14 protein-coding genes are annotated in these 16,242 nt (G+C 61.1%); 4 read left to right on the forward strand and 10 right to left on the reverse strand.

The window, feature by feature from the left end; all coding sequences use genetic code 11:
- Positions 1–70: 70 nt before the first annotated feature.
- From SO058_RS05210 to SO058_RS05220, 3 genes are all read right to left on the reverse strand, one after another.
- Positions 71–1,825, reverse strand: coding sequence for an ABC transporter ATP-binding protein (locus tag SO058_RS05210; RefSeq protein ID WP_320841932.1), 1,755 nt, complete (start codon positions 1,823–1,825; stop codon positions 71–73).
- A gap of 315 nt (positions 1,826–2,140) precedes the next feature.
- Positions 2,141–2,938 (reverse strand): tRNA 2-thiocytidine biosynthesis TtcA family protein, encoded by a 798-nt coding sequence (locus SO058_RS05215; protein ID WP_320841933.1) that lies wholly within the window; start codon positions 2,936–2,938, stop codon positions 2,141–2,143.
- Positions 2,935–3,693 (reverse strand): SDR family NAD(P)-dependent oxidoreductase, encoded by a 759-nt coding sequence (locus SO058_RS05220; RefSeq protein WP_320841934.1) that lies wholly within the window; start codon positions 3,691–3,693, stop codon positions 2,935–2,937. Before SO058_RS05220 ends, SO058_RS05215 begins: the two co-directional genes overlap by 4 nt.
- A gap of 159 nt (positions 3,694–3,852) precedes the next feature.
- Between SO058_RS05220 and rnr the strand changes: the two genes are divergently transcribed.
- Genes rnr through uraA form a run of 3 tightly spaced genes read left to right on the forward strand, consistent with a single transcriptional unit; the run spans position 3,853 to position 8,292 of the window.
- Entirely contained in the window at positions 3,853–6,063 is a 2,211-nt protein-coding gene (rnr, locus tag SO058_RS05225) for a ribonuclease R (protein WP_320841935.1), read from the forward strand.
- A gap of 22 nt (positions 6,064–6,085) precedes the next feature.
- Positions 6,086–6,931 carry a patatin-like phospholipase family protein gene (locus tag SO058_RS05230; RefSeq protein WP_320841936.1) on the forward strand — a complete coding sequence of 282 codons (846 nt, stop codon included), beginning with the start codon at positions 6,086–6,088 and terminating at the stop codon, positions 6,929–6,931.
- A 59-nt stretch (positions 6,932–6,990) separates the two neighbouring features.
- Entirely contained in the window at positions 6,991–8,292 is a 1,302-nt protein-coding gene (gene uraA / locus SO058_RS05235) for a uracil permease (protein WP_320841937.1), read from the forward strand.
- Between the two features lie 34 nt (positions 8,293–8,326).
- Here uraA and SO058_RS05240 read toward each other — a convergent pair whose 3' ends face one another.
- From SO058_RS05240 to SO058_RS05260, 5 genes are all read right to left on the reverse strand, one after another.
- Positions 8,327–9,199: an ROK family protein gene (locus SO058_RS05240; RefSeq protein WP_320841938.1), complete on the reverse strand. Its 873-nt coding sequence runs from the start codon at positions 9,197–9,199 to the stop codon at positions 8,327–8,329.
- A gap of 1 nt (position 9,200) precedes the next feature.
- Positions 9,201–9,641, reverse strand: a complete 441-nt coding sequence (locus SO058_RS05245; RefSeq protein ID WP_320841939.1) for a PTS sugar transporter subunit IIA — start codon at positions 9,639–9,641, stop codon at positions 9,201–9,203.
- Between the two features lie 18 nt (positions 9,642–9,659).
- Entirely contained in the window at positions 9,660–10,307 is a 648-nt protein-coding gene (locus SO058_RS05250; protein WP_320841940.1) for an HAD family hydrolase, read from the reverse strand.
- 67 nt (positions 10,308–10,374) lie between these two features.
- Complete coding sequence (locus SO058_RS05255) at positions 10,375–11,775, reverse strand: PTS mannitol transporter subunit IICB (protein ID WP_320841941.1); 1,401 nt, start codon at positions 11,773–11,775, stop codon at positions 10,375–10,377.
- Positions 11,776–11,838: 63 nt separating this feature from the next.
- A complete protein-coding gene (locus tag SO058_RS05260; protein ID WP_320841942.1) occupies positions 11,839–12,840 on the reverse strand; it encodes a Gfo/Idh/MocA family protein in 1,002 nt (333 codons plus the stop codon).
- A 120-nt stretch (positions 12,841–12,960) separates the two neighbouring features.
- Here SO058_RS05260 and SO058_RS05265 point away from each other — a divergent pair, with 120 nt between their 5' ends.
- Positions 12,961–13,764: a MurR/RpiR family transcriptional regulator gene (locus tag SO058_RS05265; protein ID WP_320841943.1), complete on the forward strand. Its 804-nt coding sequence runs from the start codon at positions 12,961–12,963 to the stop codon at positions 13,762–13,764.
- A gap of 20 nt (positions 13,765–13,784) precedes the next feature.
- On the opposite strand, the gene SO058_RS05270 is transcribed toward SO058_RS05265, so the two are convergent.
- Together SO058_RS05270 and SO058_RS05275 are read right to left on the reverse strand one after the other, a co-directional pair.
- Positions 13,785–14,465 carry an N-acetylmannosamine-6-phosphate 2-epimerase gene (locus SO058_RS05270; RefSeq protein WP_320841944.1) on the reverse strand — a complete coding sequence of 227 codons (681 nt, stop codon included), beginning with the start codon at positions 14,463–14,465 and terminating at the stop codon, positions 13,785–13,787.
- A gap of 302 nt (positions 14,466–14,767) precedes the next feature.
- Positions 14,768–16,231, reverse strand: a complete 1,464-nt coding sequence (locus tag SO058_RS05275) for an aldehyde dehydrogenase family protein (protein ID WP_320841945.1) — start codon at positions 16,229–16,231, stop codon at positions 14,768–14,770.
- Between the last annotated feature and the right edge of the window lie 11 nt (positions 16,232–16,242).

Genomic DNA, 16,242 nt, shown 5'->3' on the forward strand with positions numbered 1-16,242 from the left:
TACAACGAACGCTCCCGTTTGTCAACACGCTTTCATAAAAAAACGGAGGGCAAACCCTCCGTTTTTCGGCTCAATTCTGGTCGGCCGCCAGACGGTACAGCCTGGCGTATGCGCCGCCCTTTTCCAGAAGCGCGGCGTGCGTGCCCTGCTCGGCCACGCCGTCCTCGGTCAGCACAACGATCTTATCCGCGTTCCGGATGGTACTCAGCCTGTGCGCGATGGTCAGCACCGTCCGCCCCTCGGCCAGCCGCTCGAGCGATTGCTGCACAAGCCGCTCGGACTCGTTGTCCAGCGCGCTCGTCGCCTCGTCCAGAATCAGGATGGGCGGGTTTTTGAGGAACACGCGCGCGATCGAAATGCGCTGCTTCTGCCCGCCGGAAAGCCGCACGCCGCGCTCGCCCACATAGGTGTCATAACCGTCCGGTGTGCTTTCAATGAACTCATGCGCGCCCGCCTGCCGCGCCGCAGACTCGACCTCCTCCCGCGTCGCCCCGGGCTTTCCGTAAGCGATGTTTTCAAAGATCGTGCCCGAAAACAGGTACACGTCCTGCTGCACCACGCCGATCTGCCCGCGCAGCGAATCCAAATCGGCCTGCCGCACATCGTGCCCGTCGACCGTGACGCGGCCGCCGGTGACATCATAAAAGCGCGGGATCAGGTTGCAGATGGTCGTCTTGCCGCCGCCCGACGGCCCGACCAGCGCGACCGACTGCCCCGCCCGGATATCGAGGTTCAGATGGTCGAGGATGACCGTGCCGGGATCGTCCGCATAGGCGAACGACACATCCTCAAAGCGGATATCGCCTTTCAGCCGCGGCAGCTTGACCGCGTTTTCCGGGCTCTCAATGTCGGGCGCCGCATCCATGACCTCGAAAAAGCGCTCGATTCCGGTCATGCCGCGCTGGAACTGCTCGGCAAACTCGACGATGCGGCGGATGGTCGCGAGCAGCGTCGCGACATAGAGCAGATATGCCATAAGGTCGGCCGGGTCGATGGTGCCGCGCACCATAAACAGCCCGCCCGCCAAAATGACCGCGAGATACATCACGCCGTCAAACGCACGGGTGGTCGCGGTGAACGCGCCCATCCAGCGGTAGTTTTCCTTTTTGATATCGAGCCAGGCGTGGTTGCCCTGCTCAAATTTTTCGATCTCCCGCGTTTCACCCGTGAATGATTTGACCACACGCACGCCGAGTAAGCTGTCCTCCACCTGCGCGTTGACCTCGCCCACCTGCCGGCGGTTTTTGCCGAACGTCTGCCGCATGCGGTGGTTGAATTTTCCCGCTGCGAACGCCATGACGGGCACGATTGCAAAGATGATAAGCGTCAGCGGCACGTTGACCGTGCACAAAATGACGAACGACACCACGATCTTTAGCCCCGCGATGAAAAACTCCTCGGGGCAGTGGTGGGCGAACTCGGTCACGTCGAATAGGTCGCTTGTGATGCGCGCCATTAGCTGGCCGACCTTGGTGTTTGCAAAATAGCTGAAAGACAGCTTCTGCAAATGCGAAAACAGCGCGCTGCGCATATCCGTTTCGATCTTCGCGCCCATTACATGGCCGATGTTGGCCATAAAATAAGAGGCTGCCACGTCGATCAGGCGAAGCGCAAGATAGACCGCCGCCACGCGCAGCACCAAGCCGACCGACAGCAGCGCCGCGTCGTCCATGCCGGTCTGCGCCAAATGGCGCACCAACAGCGGCAGCACGATCTCGCACAGCGTCGTCAGCGCGGCGCAAAACAGGTCGAGTGCGAGCACCCTTTTATAAGGCCGGAAATACGGGGCGAATCGCCCAATGAGCTGACCTGTGGTTTGTTTCAATGCGAATTTCCTTTCTTTTTTTCTGATTGGGACGGGAAGATGCCGCCTGCGGGCGGCGGGGACGCCGCGCTACCCGCGCGGGGCCAAAAGGAGTAAGACACCTGCGGTTTCTTACCCCTCTTGGAACTCCCGATCTTCCCTTATGTCGTTTTGCACGCGTTAGCCGCGCCATAACTTTACGCAGTACCTTCTTTCCCCGGAGAGAAGCGGGGGACGGGGTGCAGAAGGTTACTTGACTCTATCCGAGGGGCCGCCGTGCTGGCGCGAGACCGAGGTTACCTCCCAGACCGCGAACCCCATCCCGCCCGCGGGCGGCTATTCATCAAATGTATCCAAAAAGCTATGCCGCCCCGCTCCGTCGCGCCAGCCGAGCACCTTTGCGGTGTCCACATTTTTTACCGCGTTTAAGATGTTGGCCTCCACCTGCGAATTGTCTGCGGCGAGCGACGCGAGAAGCGTTTTGACCATTTCGCGCTTGGTGCCGTCCTCAAGCGCCTTGGCCGGGCAGTCGCAGGACGAAAACACAAGCCCGTTCGCCGCCGCCCATTCGGATACCGCCTGTTCGCGCACAAAATACAGCGGGCGGATCAACTCCATGCCCGCATAGTGCTTGGATCGCACGCGCGGCAGCATGGCCTGCACCTGCCCGCCGTATAAAAGCCCCATGAGCACGGTCTCGACCGCGTCGTCATAGTGGTGCCCGAGCGCGATCTTCCGGCAGCCGCGCTTTTCCGCCTCGGCGTACAGATGCCCGCGCCGCATCTTGGCACACAGAAAGCACGGATGCGCGGGCGCGTGGTTCCGCGCCACGCGCAGCACATCCGTTTCAAAAATTTCCATGGGAATGCCGAGCATGCGGGCGTTTTCCGCAAGCGCTTCGCGTCCTGCAGGCGCATACCCCGGATCCATGGCCAGAAAAACCAGCTCGAAATCGACCGTATGCTGTAAATCCTGCATCAGCAGCGCGAGCAGCATCGAATCCTTTCCCCCGGAAACGCACACCGCGATCCGGTCGCCCGGCGAGACGAGCGAAAATTCGCGCACCGCTTTCACAAACGGCTTTCGCAGGCTGCGTGCAAACGCGTTTTGCAGCGATTTCCGGATCTCGCTCATTTCCCGCCGGCCTTTTTGCCCTGGAAGTGATAGGTGATGCGCGCGAGCAGCTCGTCCGGCGCGAAATGGCGCGCGAACGTCATGGCTTTCATCGCGGCGCCGGGTACGATCACGCCCTTGCCCGCGAACAGTCCGTCGATCGCCTCACGGGCAACACGCTCGCTCGAGAGACCGCCGAGCGCGAACTGCACGCCCGCCACGCGGTTAAACTCGGTGTTCACCGGGCCGGGGCACAGCGCGCACACCCGCACCGCGCTCTTTTGCTGCCGCAGCTCCTCGCGCAATGCCTGTGTCAGCCGCAGCACGTAGTTTTTGCTGGCGTAATAGGTGGCCATGAGCGGGCCGGGCAAAAAGCCCGCGCTGGATGATACGTTCAGGATATAGCCCCGGTTCCGCGCCGCAAAATCGCGCGCGGCCAGCTTGGTCAGGATGTGCACCGCGCGGATGTTCACATCGATCATACGAAGCTCCTCGTCGAGGTCGGTAGCCGTGAACGGCCCGAACAGGCCGAAGCCCGCGTTGTTGACGACCACCTCGAGGTCGTCGCCCGCGGCGGCCTCGTATAACAGTCGGCACTCGGTCTCGTCCGACACGTCCGCCGCGATGACGCGGCACATGGTCGGCAGCTCGGCGGCCAGCTCGCGCAACCGATCCTCGCGCCGGGCGGCCAAAACGAGCTCATAGCCCCGCGCCGCGAGCAGCCGCGCCATATCGCGCCCCAATCCGCTCGACGCGCCCGTGATCAATGCCCGCATGCTTGTCCCCTCCTTTGGTTTTCACAGTGTTTCTTATCCTTTAGTGTAGCAGAAGCCACCCCTTTCCGCAAGAGCGATAAAACGCGGTTTTGCTGGAATTTGCTTTTAATCCGGTGCAAAAAATGGTATACTGGTCACAGTGCAACAGGAGGGCTCTTTATGGAACAAAACGAACTGGAACGCGAGCTGCTGGAGCTTCTCGCCAAGCCCCTCAGGATCGACGAGATCCGCCGCGCCCTGCCGGAAGCAGGCAAACAAGAGCTGAAAATCGCGCTCGACAGCCTACTGGCCGACGGGCGGGTGATGAAAAACAAGAAAAACCGCTATGCGCAGGCCGGGCATTACGGCTGCCTGACCGGCACGTTCCTCGCGACCGACCGCGGCTTCGCGTTCGTGCGCCCCGCGGGCGCGGGCCGGGAGGACGACCTGTTCATCCCGCCGAACGCGGCGGGCGGCGCGTGGCACGGCGACACAGTGCTCGTCAAGTGCGCGGAGCGCAAAAATGGGCGCGGGCGGCGCGAGGCCGCCGTGCTGCGCGTGCTCTCCCGCGCGGGCGGCGAGCTGACCGGCGCGCTCGTTCGCCGCGGCAAGGCCTATTTCGTGCAGCCGACCTCGAAAAAATACCCCGAAATCGCCGTTCCCGACCCGGGGGACGCGCAGGTGGGCGACCGCGTGGCGGTCGCGGTGTCGGATTACGGCGGCGGGCAAGCCATGCCGCGCGGCACGGTTTCCGCCGCGCTCGGCGAGGACGGCACGATGGAATCCTCCATCGCGGCCATCCTGCATGAAAACGGTATCTTCGACACCTTTCCGGACGACGTGCTGCGGCAGGCCGACCATATCCCGCAGGAGGTCGAACCCGCGGCGGCGGACGGCCGCCTCGACCTGCGCGACAAGCTGATCTTCACCATTGACGGCGACGACGCCAAGGATTTTGACGATGCGGTCTCGCTCGAGCCGCTGCCGAACGGGCATCTGCTGCTCGGCGTGCACATCGCGGACGTGAGCCACTATGTCACGCCCGGCTCGCCGCTCGACGGGGAGGCCTACCGGCGCGGCACCTCGGTGTATTACCCGGGGCATGTCGTGCCCATGCTGCCGTTCGCTTTGAGCCACGGGGTTTGCTCCTTAAATCCCGACGTTGACCGGCTGGCCTTTTCCGCGCTTTTGGAGATCGACCGGGACGGCCGCCGCCACCGCGCGACGTTTTCCAAGTCGGTCATCCGCTCCAAAGCGCGCATGACCTACAAAAACGTCAACCGCATCCTGGCGGGCGATAAGGCGCTTCGCGAACAATACGCGTTTCTGGCCGAAACCGCCGCGCAGATGAACGCGCTCGCCAAGACGCTCGAAAAACGCCGCGTCGAGCGCGGCGCTTTGGAGCTCGATATCCCGGAGGCCGAGATCGTCGTCGACGAAAACGGCAAGCCGGTCGACGTGCAGTACCGCGCGCGCGGCGACGCGGAAAAGCTCATTGAGGAATTTATGCTGCAGGCCAACGAGGCGGTGGCCGAGCACATGTCGCGCCGCGGGCGGCCGACCGTGTACCGCGTCCACGAAAACCCGGATCCGGAAAAGCTGCGTGTGTTCGCCGCGTTCGCACGCCCGTTCGGCTACCGTGTCGACCCCTCAAAGCCTGAGGACACCTTTCAATTACAAGCCGTGCTCGAGGGCGCGAAGGGCGACCCCCGGCAGCGTATCCTGCCGACGCTGCTGCTGCGCAGCCTCGCCCGCGCGCGCTATTCTGACGAATGTGTCGGCCATTACGGCCTCAAGGCCAAATTTTATCTGCATTTCACCTCGCCCATCCGGCGGTATCCCGATCTGGTCGCGCACCGGATGCTGCAAAAGGCGCTTTTGGGCGAGCCTGCTGAAGCGGCGGACGAGACCCTGTGCGAACAGGCCGCCGAACAGTCCACCACCCGCGAATTTGCGGCGGATACCGCCGAGCGCGATATCGACAAGCTGTTCCTCGCCTATTATATGAAGCAGTTTGTCGGCGAGGAGTTTGACGCCGAGGTTTCGGGCGTGCAGGCGTTCGGTGTGTTCGTCGCGCTTCCAAACGGCTGCGAGGGGCTCATCCGCACCGAACTTTTAACCGGCGACCGCTATGAGTACGACGAACAGCACATGGCTATGATTGGCCGCCGCGCGGGCAAACGCCTGACCATCGGCACGCCCATGCGCGTAAAGCTGCTCGCCGCGAGCGAGGTGACCGGACAGATCGATTTCGCCCCCGCCGAGGGCGAGCTGCCCGAGGCCGCGAAAAGCAGGGGCGGCGCGCCGGACGAAGCCATGAAGCCGGACGGCAAGCCCGGCAACCGCGCCCAGCGCCGCCGTCGCCGTCCCGCGACCCGCAAACGGCGCTGACAGACAGAAAGGAGCCCATGCCATGCCCGGCTTAGTCCTGGAGGGCGGCACGTTCCGCCCGGTTTTTTCCTGCGGCGTGATGGACGCGCTGCTCGACAACGATGTGATGTTTGATTACGTGATCGGCGTGTCCGCCGGCATCACGTATGCGTTTTCCTATCTGTCCCGCCAGCGGGGGCGCAACCTCGAGGTGCTGCGCCGCTTCCGGCGTGACAAACGCTACATGGGCGCGCGCAACCTCGTGCACGACCGCTCGATCTTCGGCGTCGATTTTGTGTTCGACACCATCCCGAACGAACTCGTCCCATTTGATTGGGATACGTTCCGCGCGTTTGGGGGCCGCATCCGCGTCGGCGTGACCAACGCGCGCACGGGCAAGGCCGAATACCTCGACGGCCGCGGCCTCGACCGCCCGAGCACCATGCTGCGCGCGACCTGCGCCATCCCGCTGTATTTCCCGCCCGTCAAAATCGGCGGGGAAATCTATTACGACGGCGGCTTGGCCGACCCGATCCCGATCGTGCAGAGCCTTCGGGACGGGAATGAGAAAAACCTGATCGTACTCACCCAGCCGGACGACTACCGCAAGACCCTGTCGCGCGGGAGCCGCGCCGCTGTCCGCGCGCTGCGCCGCAAATACCCGGAAATGGCCGAAACCATGCTGTCGCGCCCCAAGCGGTATAACGAGACCGTGTGCTTCTGCCGGCAGCTTGCGCGCAAAAAGCCGGGGGACACGGTGCTTTTGCAGCCGGAGGCGCGGCTAAACAGTTTTGAAAAGGATGTTCAAAAGCTGGAATGGGGCTATGAGATGGGCTACAATATGGCCTGCGCCCGCCTTGCCGATATCCGGCGGCTGTTTGCAGAGTAAAGGGAAAATTGAGGCGGGAACGCCTCAAAATATAGAAATAAAAGAGGGGATTTACAAGAATGAGGTCCAATCAAATCATCCAGGTCGAGGACAAGGTGCCCGCCAAGCTGCTCGTACCGCTGTCCATCCAGCACATGTTCGCCATGTTCGGCGCGTCCGTGCTCGTGCCGTTTATTTTCGGCATCAATCCGGCGATCGTGCTGTTCATGAACGGCGTGGGCACGCTTCTATTTATCCTGATCACTAAGGGCAAGGCGCCCGCATATCTCGGCTCGTCGTTCGCGTTTCTCGCGCCCGCGGGCATCGTCATTGCCAAATGGGGCTACGCCTACGCGCTCGGCGGCTTTGTCGCGGTCGGCGCGCTGGGCTGCGTGCTCGCGCTCATCATCTGGAAATTCGGCACCGAGTGGATCGACGTTGTGCTGCCGCCCGCGGCCATGGGCCCGGTGGTCGCGCTGATCGGCCTCGAACTCGCCGGCTCGGCGGCGAACACCGCGGGGCTGCTCGTCACCACAGACAATCCGGTCATCGAGCCGGGCAACGTAATCGTGTTCCTCGTCACGTTGGGCGTGGCGGTGTTCGGCAACGTGCTGTTCCGCAAATTCCTGTCGGTCATCCCGATTTTGATCGCCATCCTGTCCGGCTACGCCAGCGGCCTGATCTACGAAGCCGCGACCGGCAAGCATGAGATCCTCGACCAGATCACAGCGGCGTTCCAGCAGCCGCTGTTCGCGCTGCCCAACTTCCAGACGCCCAAATTCAGCCTGGACGCGGTTTTGATCATCCTGCCCGTCATTCTGGTCATCGCAAGTGAACACATCGGGCACCAGATCGTAACGGGCAAGATCATCGGGCGCGACCTTTTAAAAGACCCCGGCCTGCACCGCTCTCTGTTCGCGGACAATTTCTCGACCATGATCTCGGGCTTTATCGGCTCGGTGCCGACCACGACCTACGGCGAAAACATCGGCGTAATGGCGATGACGCGCGTCTATTCGGTGCGCGTGATCGGCGGCGCGGCGGTGCTGTCCATCATCTGCTCGTTTGTCGGGCCGCTGTCCGCGCTCATCCAGACCATCCCGGGTCCGGTCATCGGCGGCATTTCGTTCCTGCTGTACGGCATGATCGGCACCTCGGGCATCCGCATCTTGGTCGACAACAAGGTAGACTACGGCAAGAACCGCAATTTGACGCTGACCTCGGTCATCTTTGTCGCCGGCCTGTCGGGCGTGGCGCTCACCCTTGGCAATGTCGAGCTCAAGGGTATGGTGCTGGCGGCGGTCGTCGGCATGATCCTGAGCCTGCTGTTCTATGTATTTGATAAGCTGAAATGGTCGAACGACCTTTCGGAAGAAGCGTAAGAAAAGCCCTCCGCCAACAGGCGGAGGGCTTTTTTCAGTGTTTGAGCAGGTAATACGCGCCCGCCATCCCCGCGTCGTTGCCCAGCTCGGCAAAGGCGAGCGTGGTATGCGCGAGGATATAGGGGTTGGCGTGGCGCTGCAGACGTTCCATCAACAGCGGGCGAAGATAGCTGCGCTGTGCCATGATGCCGCCGCCCAGCACGACCATGCCGGGATCGAGCACACACAGGCAGTTCGCGACGCCCTGCGCGAGCACGTCGCACATCGCGCCGATCGCGTCCGCACAGACTGTGTCGCCCGCCTTCGCGCGGTCGAATATCTGCCTGCCGTCAAGCTCCTCGCCAATCCGCTTCCGCACGCGCGAAACCAGCGCCGAGGTCGCCGCCTGATCCTGGAACGGCTTGCCGTTCACCAGCATATAGCCGATCTCGCCCGCACTGTTCGCGCTTCCGTGCCAGATCTTCCCGTCCAGCACGACCGCGCCGCCGATGCCGGTGCCGACCGTCAGGCATAGCATGCTGCCGCACCCCCGGCCCGCGCCGTAAGCGTATTCGCCCAGCGCGGCGGCGTTCACATCGTTCTCGACCGCGCACGGCAGGCCAAACGCCCGCTCGACCGCGGTTTTCAGGTTCCTGCCGGTGTATTCCGGAATATTCTCGTTTGCGTAAACGATCGCGCCCGTTTGCGCGTCTACCATGCCCGCGGTCGAAATGGCCACGCCCTCCACCGCGTACTGCCCGCGCAGTTCGCCGATGAGCGAAAGCAGCTTTTGCTCGATTCCCGGCCCGCGCAGGCGCTTGGCCTCGGTCGGCGTTTCAAAGCGCGCGGCAAACACCAGTTCATTCCCCGGGTCATGCGCGAGGCCGTATTTGATCGAGGTGCCGCCGATATCAAAGCAAAGGATCATATTATTCGCCCGCAAGCAGCTTCAAAAACGCGGCCGGGGACGCGGCCTCAAAGAGCTTTTCCATGCGGCCGTCGTCCATCAGCACGTCGGCCAGCTCGCTCAAAAGGTCGAGATGGCTGTCGTTATCGGTCGCGGCGAGGGTGATCACCAAACGCACCGGGTCGTTGTTTCCCGCGCCGAACGCCACGCCAGGGGAAAGCGTTGTAAAGTTCAGCGCAAGGCGGTCGACCCCGCATTCCGGCCGTGCGTGCGCCAGTGCCAGACCTTTCGACAGCACATAATACGGGCCGTTTTTGTGTACCGACTCGATCATCGCGTCGATATAGCTTTGGCGCACCGCGCCGTTTGCCAGCAGGGGAGCGGCCGATTTGCGGATCGCGTCCTCCCAGTTATCGGCCTTGACGCCGATTTGGATATCCTGTTCGGTGATCTTCTCCAGCATTTGCGGTTCCTCCAAGTCTCAGAAATCTGCCATGAGCGCGTCGAAATCGACCTGCGCGAGCGATTCGCACAGGCGAAGGTCGCCCTCAAAGGTGCAATACTTTGTCACATCATTGGGCACGACCAGCACGCGCATGCCCGCGTTCTGGCCGGCTTTCAGGCCGTTGAGCGAATCCTCTACGACCAAACATTCCTCAGGCGCCAGACCGAGCTTTTCGGCGGCGGCCAAAAACAAATCGGGAAAGGGCTTGATGCGCGTCACGTCCTCCGCGGTGACGAGCAGATCGAACTGGTCGAGCAGGCCCAGCCGACGCAGGTGCGTTTCCGGCTTTCTCCGCCCGGACGACGTGGCAAGCGCGACCTTGACGCCGCGCTCCCGCGCCGCATGGATGAAGTCGGCTACTCCATCCTTGGCGGGCAGCGTGCCGCTTTGTTCGATAAAGCGCTGCTGGGTATCGCGCACAAAGGCTTCGCGGTCCACATGGATGCCCTGCGCGTCGAGCTTGCGGAACAGGTCCTCCGCGTTCGAGCCTACGCAGGTGAGGAACTCCTCGACCGTCATATCATAATCCTTGTGCTTTTTAAACCATTCGACATAGATCTGATACCATACAACCTCAGTATCGACGATCAAACCGTCGAAATCCAAAATGATCGCTTTCAGCATACTTACATCCTATTCTCTCATTCAAAGGGAAAGAAAGGCCGCCGCGCGGCGGCGGCCTTTTCTCTGCTTATTTGCCCTTGGCAGCCTTGACCTTTTCAATCAGGTCGTCATACTCGGGGGCGTTTAAGAAGTCGGTCACTGCGATGGCGTAGGCCTCGGGCTGCGCTTCTCTTACACGGTCGAGCAGCATTTCCTGCGTGACGACGACCTGGCAATCGGTCGGCAGGTTTTCCACAGCAATATGGAAAACGGTCACGTCGTCCAGACCGGCGGCCTTGAACTTTTTCTGCAGGATGGTCGCGCCCATGGCGGAAGAGCCGATGCCGGCGTCGCACGCGTAAGCGACGCGGGTGACGGACGCAAAATCAAAGGTTTCAATGCTTTCAAACACGGACGAGATGCGGCTCTTCTTGCCCTTGAGCTCGTTCATGGTCTTGGCGGCTTCCTTGAGCGAGGAATCGTCGCCGCCGCCCGCGCGCTTGACCAGCGGAATGGCGATCAGGAACGTGACCGCACAGGCCGCCAGCACGCCCAGAATGATCTTGAGCTGGTCGCCGGGGGACGACATCAGCATGATCGAAATGATGCTGCCGGGGGATGCCACGCCGACCAGGCCGACGTTCAAAAGTGTAAACACCAGCGTGCCTACCGCGCCGCCGAGGATCAGCGGAAGGATGAGCACGGGGTTCATCAGCACGAACGGGAAATAGATCTCATGGATGCCGCCGAACAGGTGGATGACCGAAGCGCCCCATGCGGAAGACTTCGAGGTGCCTTTGCCAAAGAACATGTAAGCCAGCAGCACGCCCATACCGGGGCCGGGGTTGGATTCGAGCAGGAACAGCACGGATTTGCCCAGCTCGCCGAGCTGTGTGGTGCCCATCGGCGTCAGGATGCCCTGGCCGATGGCGTTATTCAGGAACAGGGGCTTGGCGGGCTCAATGAGGATAGCGGTCAGCGGCAGCAGGTTATGCTGCACGAGGAAATCAACGCCGCCCGCGAACACATTGGTAAGCGAGGAGATCGCAGGCCCGAGCCAGACGCAGCCGATCACGCCAAGGATCGCGCCCAAAATGCCGACCGAATAGTTGTTGACGATCAGTTCAAAGCCCATCGGGACCTTGCCGTCGATCAGCTCGTCGAACTTTTTGAGCAGCCATGCGGCCAATGGGCCGAGGATCATCGCGCCGATGAACATGGTCACCGAGGAGCCGATGATGACGCCGATGGTCGCAACCGTGCCGATGACGCCGCCGCGGTAGTCATACACCATTTTGCCGCCCGCAAACGCGATCAAAAGTGGGAGCAGGTAATTGAGCATCGGGGTGATAAAGCCGCGCAGCATATCGTTGTCGATAGCGATACCGACCGCGGTGAGCAGGCCCCAGGCGATGAACGCGCCCAGGTTCGGGATGACCATACTGCTCAGCTTACTGCCGAACTTCTGGATTTTAACTCGTACTGACATCTTTTACCCTCCTTTAGTAAACAGCCTCTTCTCTATGTACGTGCGGAGCCGCGCCCCGCGGGATCACAGCGAGACTTCGGCGCCCTCCTTGATCGAACGTTCGATCGCGTCGACAACCTTAAGCGACCACAGCGCGTCGTCCGGCGTGATGATGGACTTGGTGCCGTTCTGGATATTGCCGACAAACGCCATGATTTCCTCGGACAAATCGCCCGACGGCGCGCCGTTGCAGTTGTACCAGTGGCGGGAATCGGGGTACTGCACGCGGTCTCCCGTGACAAAGCGCACGCCGTTGTCGCACGCGTCGACATACACCACGCCCTTGGTGCCGACCAGCTCAACCTTGTCGTCGATGATGGTAGGCGAGTTCTCGGGCAGCACCCAGCACGCTTCGAGGCACGCGACCGCGCCGTTTTCATAGGTGACAAGGGCGTAGATCACGTCGTCCATGCCGTATTCCTTGAGCAAAACGCTGCGCGCCTTGGCGTATACCTTCACAGGCTTGCAGCCCATGAACCAGTTGACATAGTCGATATCGTGGATCATAACGTGCATCGAAAGGTCGGACGCGCCGATGTAGCGGCGGGGGCCGACGATGGGGGAGTTTCTGCGGCAGTACATGTGGATGATGTCGCCCAGCTCGCCCGCGTCGAGCGACTGCTTGATGAGGTTAAAGCGCGGGTCGAAGCGAAGCAGGAAGCCGACGGTGAACACCTTGTCGTAATCCTTGACCAGCTCATACATCGCCTGCCCGTCCGAAAGCTCCTTGGCAAGGGGCTTTTCGAGCAGAACGTGCTTGTTGTTTTTGACAGCGATCTCGACCGCCTCGCGGTGCATATTGTCCGGCAGGACGATGGAAACCGCCTCGATCTCCGGATCCGCGAGCATTTCCTTATAATCCTTGTACGTCTTGCAGCCGTACTGCTTTTCCGCCTTGGCGCGGCTGTCGTCGTTATATTCGCATACCGCGGCGAGCTCGACGCCCGGCAGCTTGTTATAAATGCCCGCGTGCACCTGACCCATCTGGCCAAACCCAATGACGCCTACCTTGAGTACATTGTTCATAATTGCATGCTCCTTTTCTATGTTGACCTTTTTTGTAAGGGTTTCCGACTTTTGTTGTTGCAATTTGAGGTGCGTTATACTATGATTGTTACAAGAATAACACTTTCACAGGAGGCAATCATGGCGGATCTCAGTTTCCAGAACCGGCTGCAATTAAGCGGCTACCAGCTCTCCAAAAGCGAACAGAAGATCGGCGCCTACATCGCCGCGCATCCGGGCGAGGCCGCCGCGGTATCGAGCCAAGAGCTTGCGCGGGCGACCGGCACGTCCGGCTCGACGCTCACGCGCTTCTGCCAGAAGCTCGGCTACCGCAACTTTATCGAGTTCCAGACGCTGCTCGCCGGCGAGGGTGCGCCCGAACGCGCGCCCGAGGACATCCTGCATAAGATCAACCACTATTACGGCCGCACGCTGGGCGAAGCCTGTGCGCTCGTCTGCCCGGCGGATTTTGAAGCGTTCGTCCAAAAGATACACGATGCGGAAAAAATCCTGGTGTTCGGCCTCGGCTCTTCCGGCCTGACCGCGAACGAATTCAATATGCGCCTCGTGCAAATGGGCTTCACCTCAACCGCAATGACCGACAGCTTTCTGATGCGCGTGCAGTCCAGCCTGTTCTCCCCAAAGGATCTTATCATCGCCGTGTCCAACTCCGGCGAAACGCCCGAGGTGGTCAGCGCGTGCGAAATCGCCAAATCGGTCGGCGCGCAAATCTGCGCGCTTACGCAGAACACGCGCGGCAGGCTTGCGCACCTTGCCGATTCCGTCCTGCTCGCCGGGGATATCCGGCAGGTCGGAGACGATCTGTTCATCGATTCCCAGCTTCCGCTGCTGTTCCTGATCGACGCGATCACCTACCGGCTGCTGGAAGATCCGGTCTGCCGGGATAAACGAAAGAAAGCGCTGCAAGCATTATTCAGCCGGTGAGGCGGATAATGCTTGTTTTTTTATGCTTCGATCGCTTCCACGAACGATTTTGTGATAAGCTGCGGCCGCGTGATCGCGCCGCCGACCACGATCGCGTGCGCGCCGAGGTCGAGGCAGCGGCGGGCTTTTGCCGGGGTGTCCACGTGCCCTTCCGCGATGACCGGAATATGTACCGCCGCCAGAATGGCTTTCAGGCGGGCAAAGTCGTCGTCCGCGATGTTATGACCCTCGGACTGCTCCGTGTAGCCCATCAGCGTGGTAGAAACGCAGTCGAAGCCCAGCTTTTCCGCGTTTATTGCTTCGTCGAGCGTCGCAATGTCGGCCATGAGCAGCTTGCCCGGCGCGGCCTTTCGCGCCGCCGCTACAAAATCCGCCAGCGCTTCGCCCTGATAGCGGGGCCGGTCGGTCGCGTCAAACGCGATCATCGCGCACGGTGTTTCGGCCAATTCCTCAATCTCACGGATCGTCGGCGTGATGTAAATCGGCGAGCCCTCATAGTCCCGCTTGATGATGCCGATAATGGGCAGAGCGGTGTTTTTTGCGATCTCGCAGATGTCCTCCGGTGAGTTCGACCGGATGCCGACCGCGCCGCCCTCGGTGGCCGCGCGTGCCATGCGCCCCATGATGAACGACGAATGCAGCGGCTCGTGCTCGAGCGCCTGACAGGAAACGATCAGTCCGCCCCGGACTTTATCCAGCATACTTCTCCCCCGCTTTCTGGTTTTATTTTCATCTCTATTATATTTTCTGAAAATACTTTCGTCAATAGGCCAGCAGCATAAATTATGTCATATTTTTTGTGCATATTGCAAGTATATGCAGTGGAATACCTGTTATATTTCAGACAATAACGACGAAATACAAAATAAGCAAAAGCCCGGACGTTTAAAAACGTCCGGGCTTTTGCAAAAAGAGAAGAGAGAAAAAAGAAGCTGTTTACAAATTTCAGGCCAGAAAAGCCGCTATATCCTGCGCGGCGCTTTGGCGGATACTTCCATGCGGCTCACCCGATGCCTTTCGTGTCGAAAATGCGCTTGAGCGCGATGGTTTTGGTGTTGCACATCTCCGCGAGCGTGTAGGCCACGCCCTCATGCCCGCCGATGCCGGTCATCTTGCGGCCGCCGAACGCCTGATGGTTGTGCCGGTAGTTCGAACTGCCGTTGATAATGCACGCGCCCGCCTCCATGCGGCGCGCAACGTAGAGCGCTTTTTTGATATCGTTTGTCATGACCGCGCTTTGCAGGCCGTAGGGGATGTCGTTTGCAAGGGCGACCGCCTCGTCTACCGTGTCAAACCCCATCACCGGGAACACCGGCCCGAAGATCTCCATATCGTGCGCCACGTCCATGTCGGCCGTCACATTGTCGAGCAGCGTCGGCTCGATAAACGTGCGGTCGAAGCGGTGTCCGCCGCAAACGCACACCGCGCCCTGCGCGATGGTCTTTTCGATCTGTTGTTCGACCTCTTTCGCCGCTTTTTCGCTGATGACCGGGCCCATCTCGGTGTCGTAATCGCGCAGATCGCCGATCTTCACCTGCTCAAGCGCTGTTTTCAGCTTTGCGACAAACCGCGGGCGGATGCTGTTCTGCACGATATAGCGCTTGCTCGCGCAGCAGGTCTGCCCCGCGTTCCCGATGCGCCCGGAAACCGTTTCGCGGATCGCAAGGTCTAGGTCGCAGTCGTCGAAGATGATGAACGGGTCGTTGCCGCCAAGCTCCATGTGGCAGTGGTGCAGGTGCTTGGCGCAGTTCGCCATGATCTGCTTGCCCGCCTCGCAGCTTCCGGTCACGCTGACCGCGTCGATATCCGGATGGCCGGTCAGCCAGTTGCCGACCGTGCCGCCGCCGCCCGTCACGATCTGAATGGCGTTCGGCAGCACCCCGGCTTCGAGCAGCAGCCCGGTGATATAGATATTGGCGAGCGGCGTGTCCGACGCGGGCTTGGCTATCACCGCGTTTCCCATCAGCAGCGCCGGGATGGCCTTGAAGCAGTAAAGGTTCGTCGGGTAGTTGAACGGCACGATGCACACCACCACGCCGAGCGGCTCGTAAAAGGTCAAAATCAGGTCGTCCCGCGTGCCTTTTTCGCATTCGCTCGGAATCACGTCGCCCGCGAAATTGCGCGCTTTCTCGGCAAACGCGCGGCAGATATACGCGCTGACGCGGATATCCTCCTCGGCCATGCGGATGGGCTTGCCGTTTTCCGTGCACTCGAACTCCACAAGCTTTTGGAAATGTTCGGGCCGCTCGAGCAGATCGGCAAAGCGGTACACCGCGTCAATGCGGTCGCACAGCGGCACGGCCGCCCATTCCTTTGCGCCTTTGCGGGCGTTCGCGACCGCGCGGTCCACGTCCTCGCGGCACGCGGCGGGCACGCTGTCGATCACCTCCATGGTGGCGGGGGAGACGACGTCAAAGGTTCTGCCGTCCAGCGCACCCGTCTCTTGGCCGCCGATAATCATTTTCATCCTGTTATCCT

It is taken from the genome of Agathobaculum sp. (genome assembly GCF_034098985.1).
Lineage (GTDB): Bacteria > Bacillota > Clostridia > Oscillospirales > Butyricicoccaceae > Agathobaculum.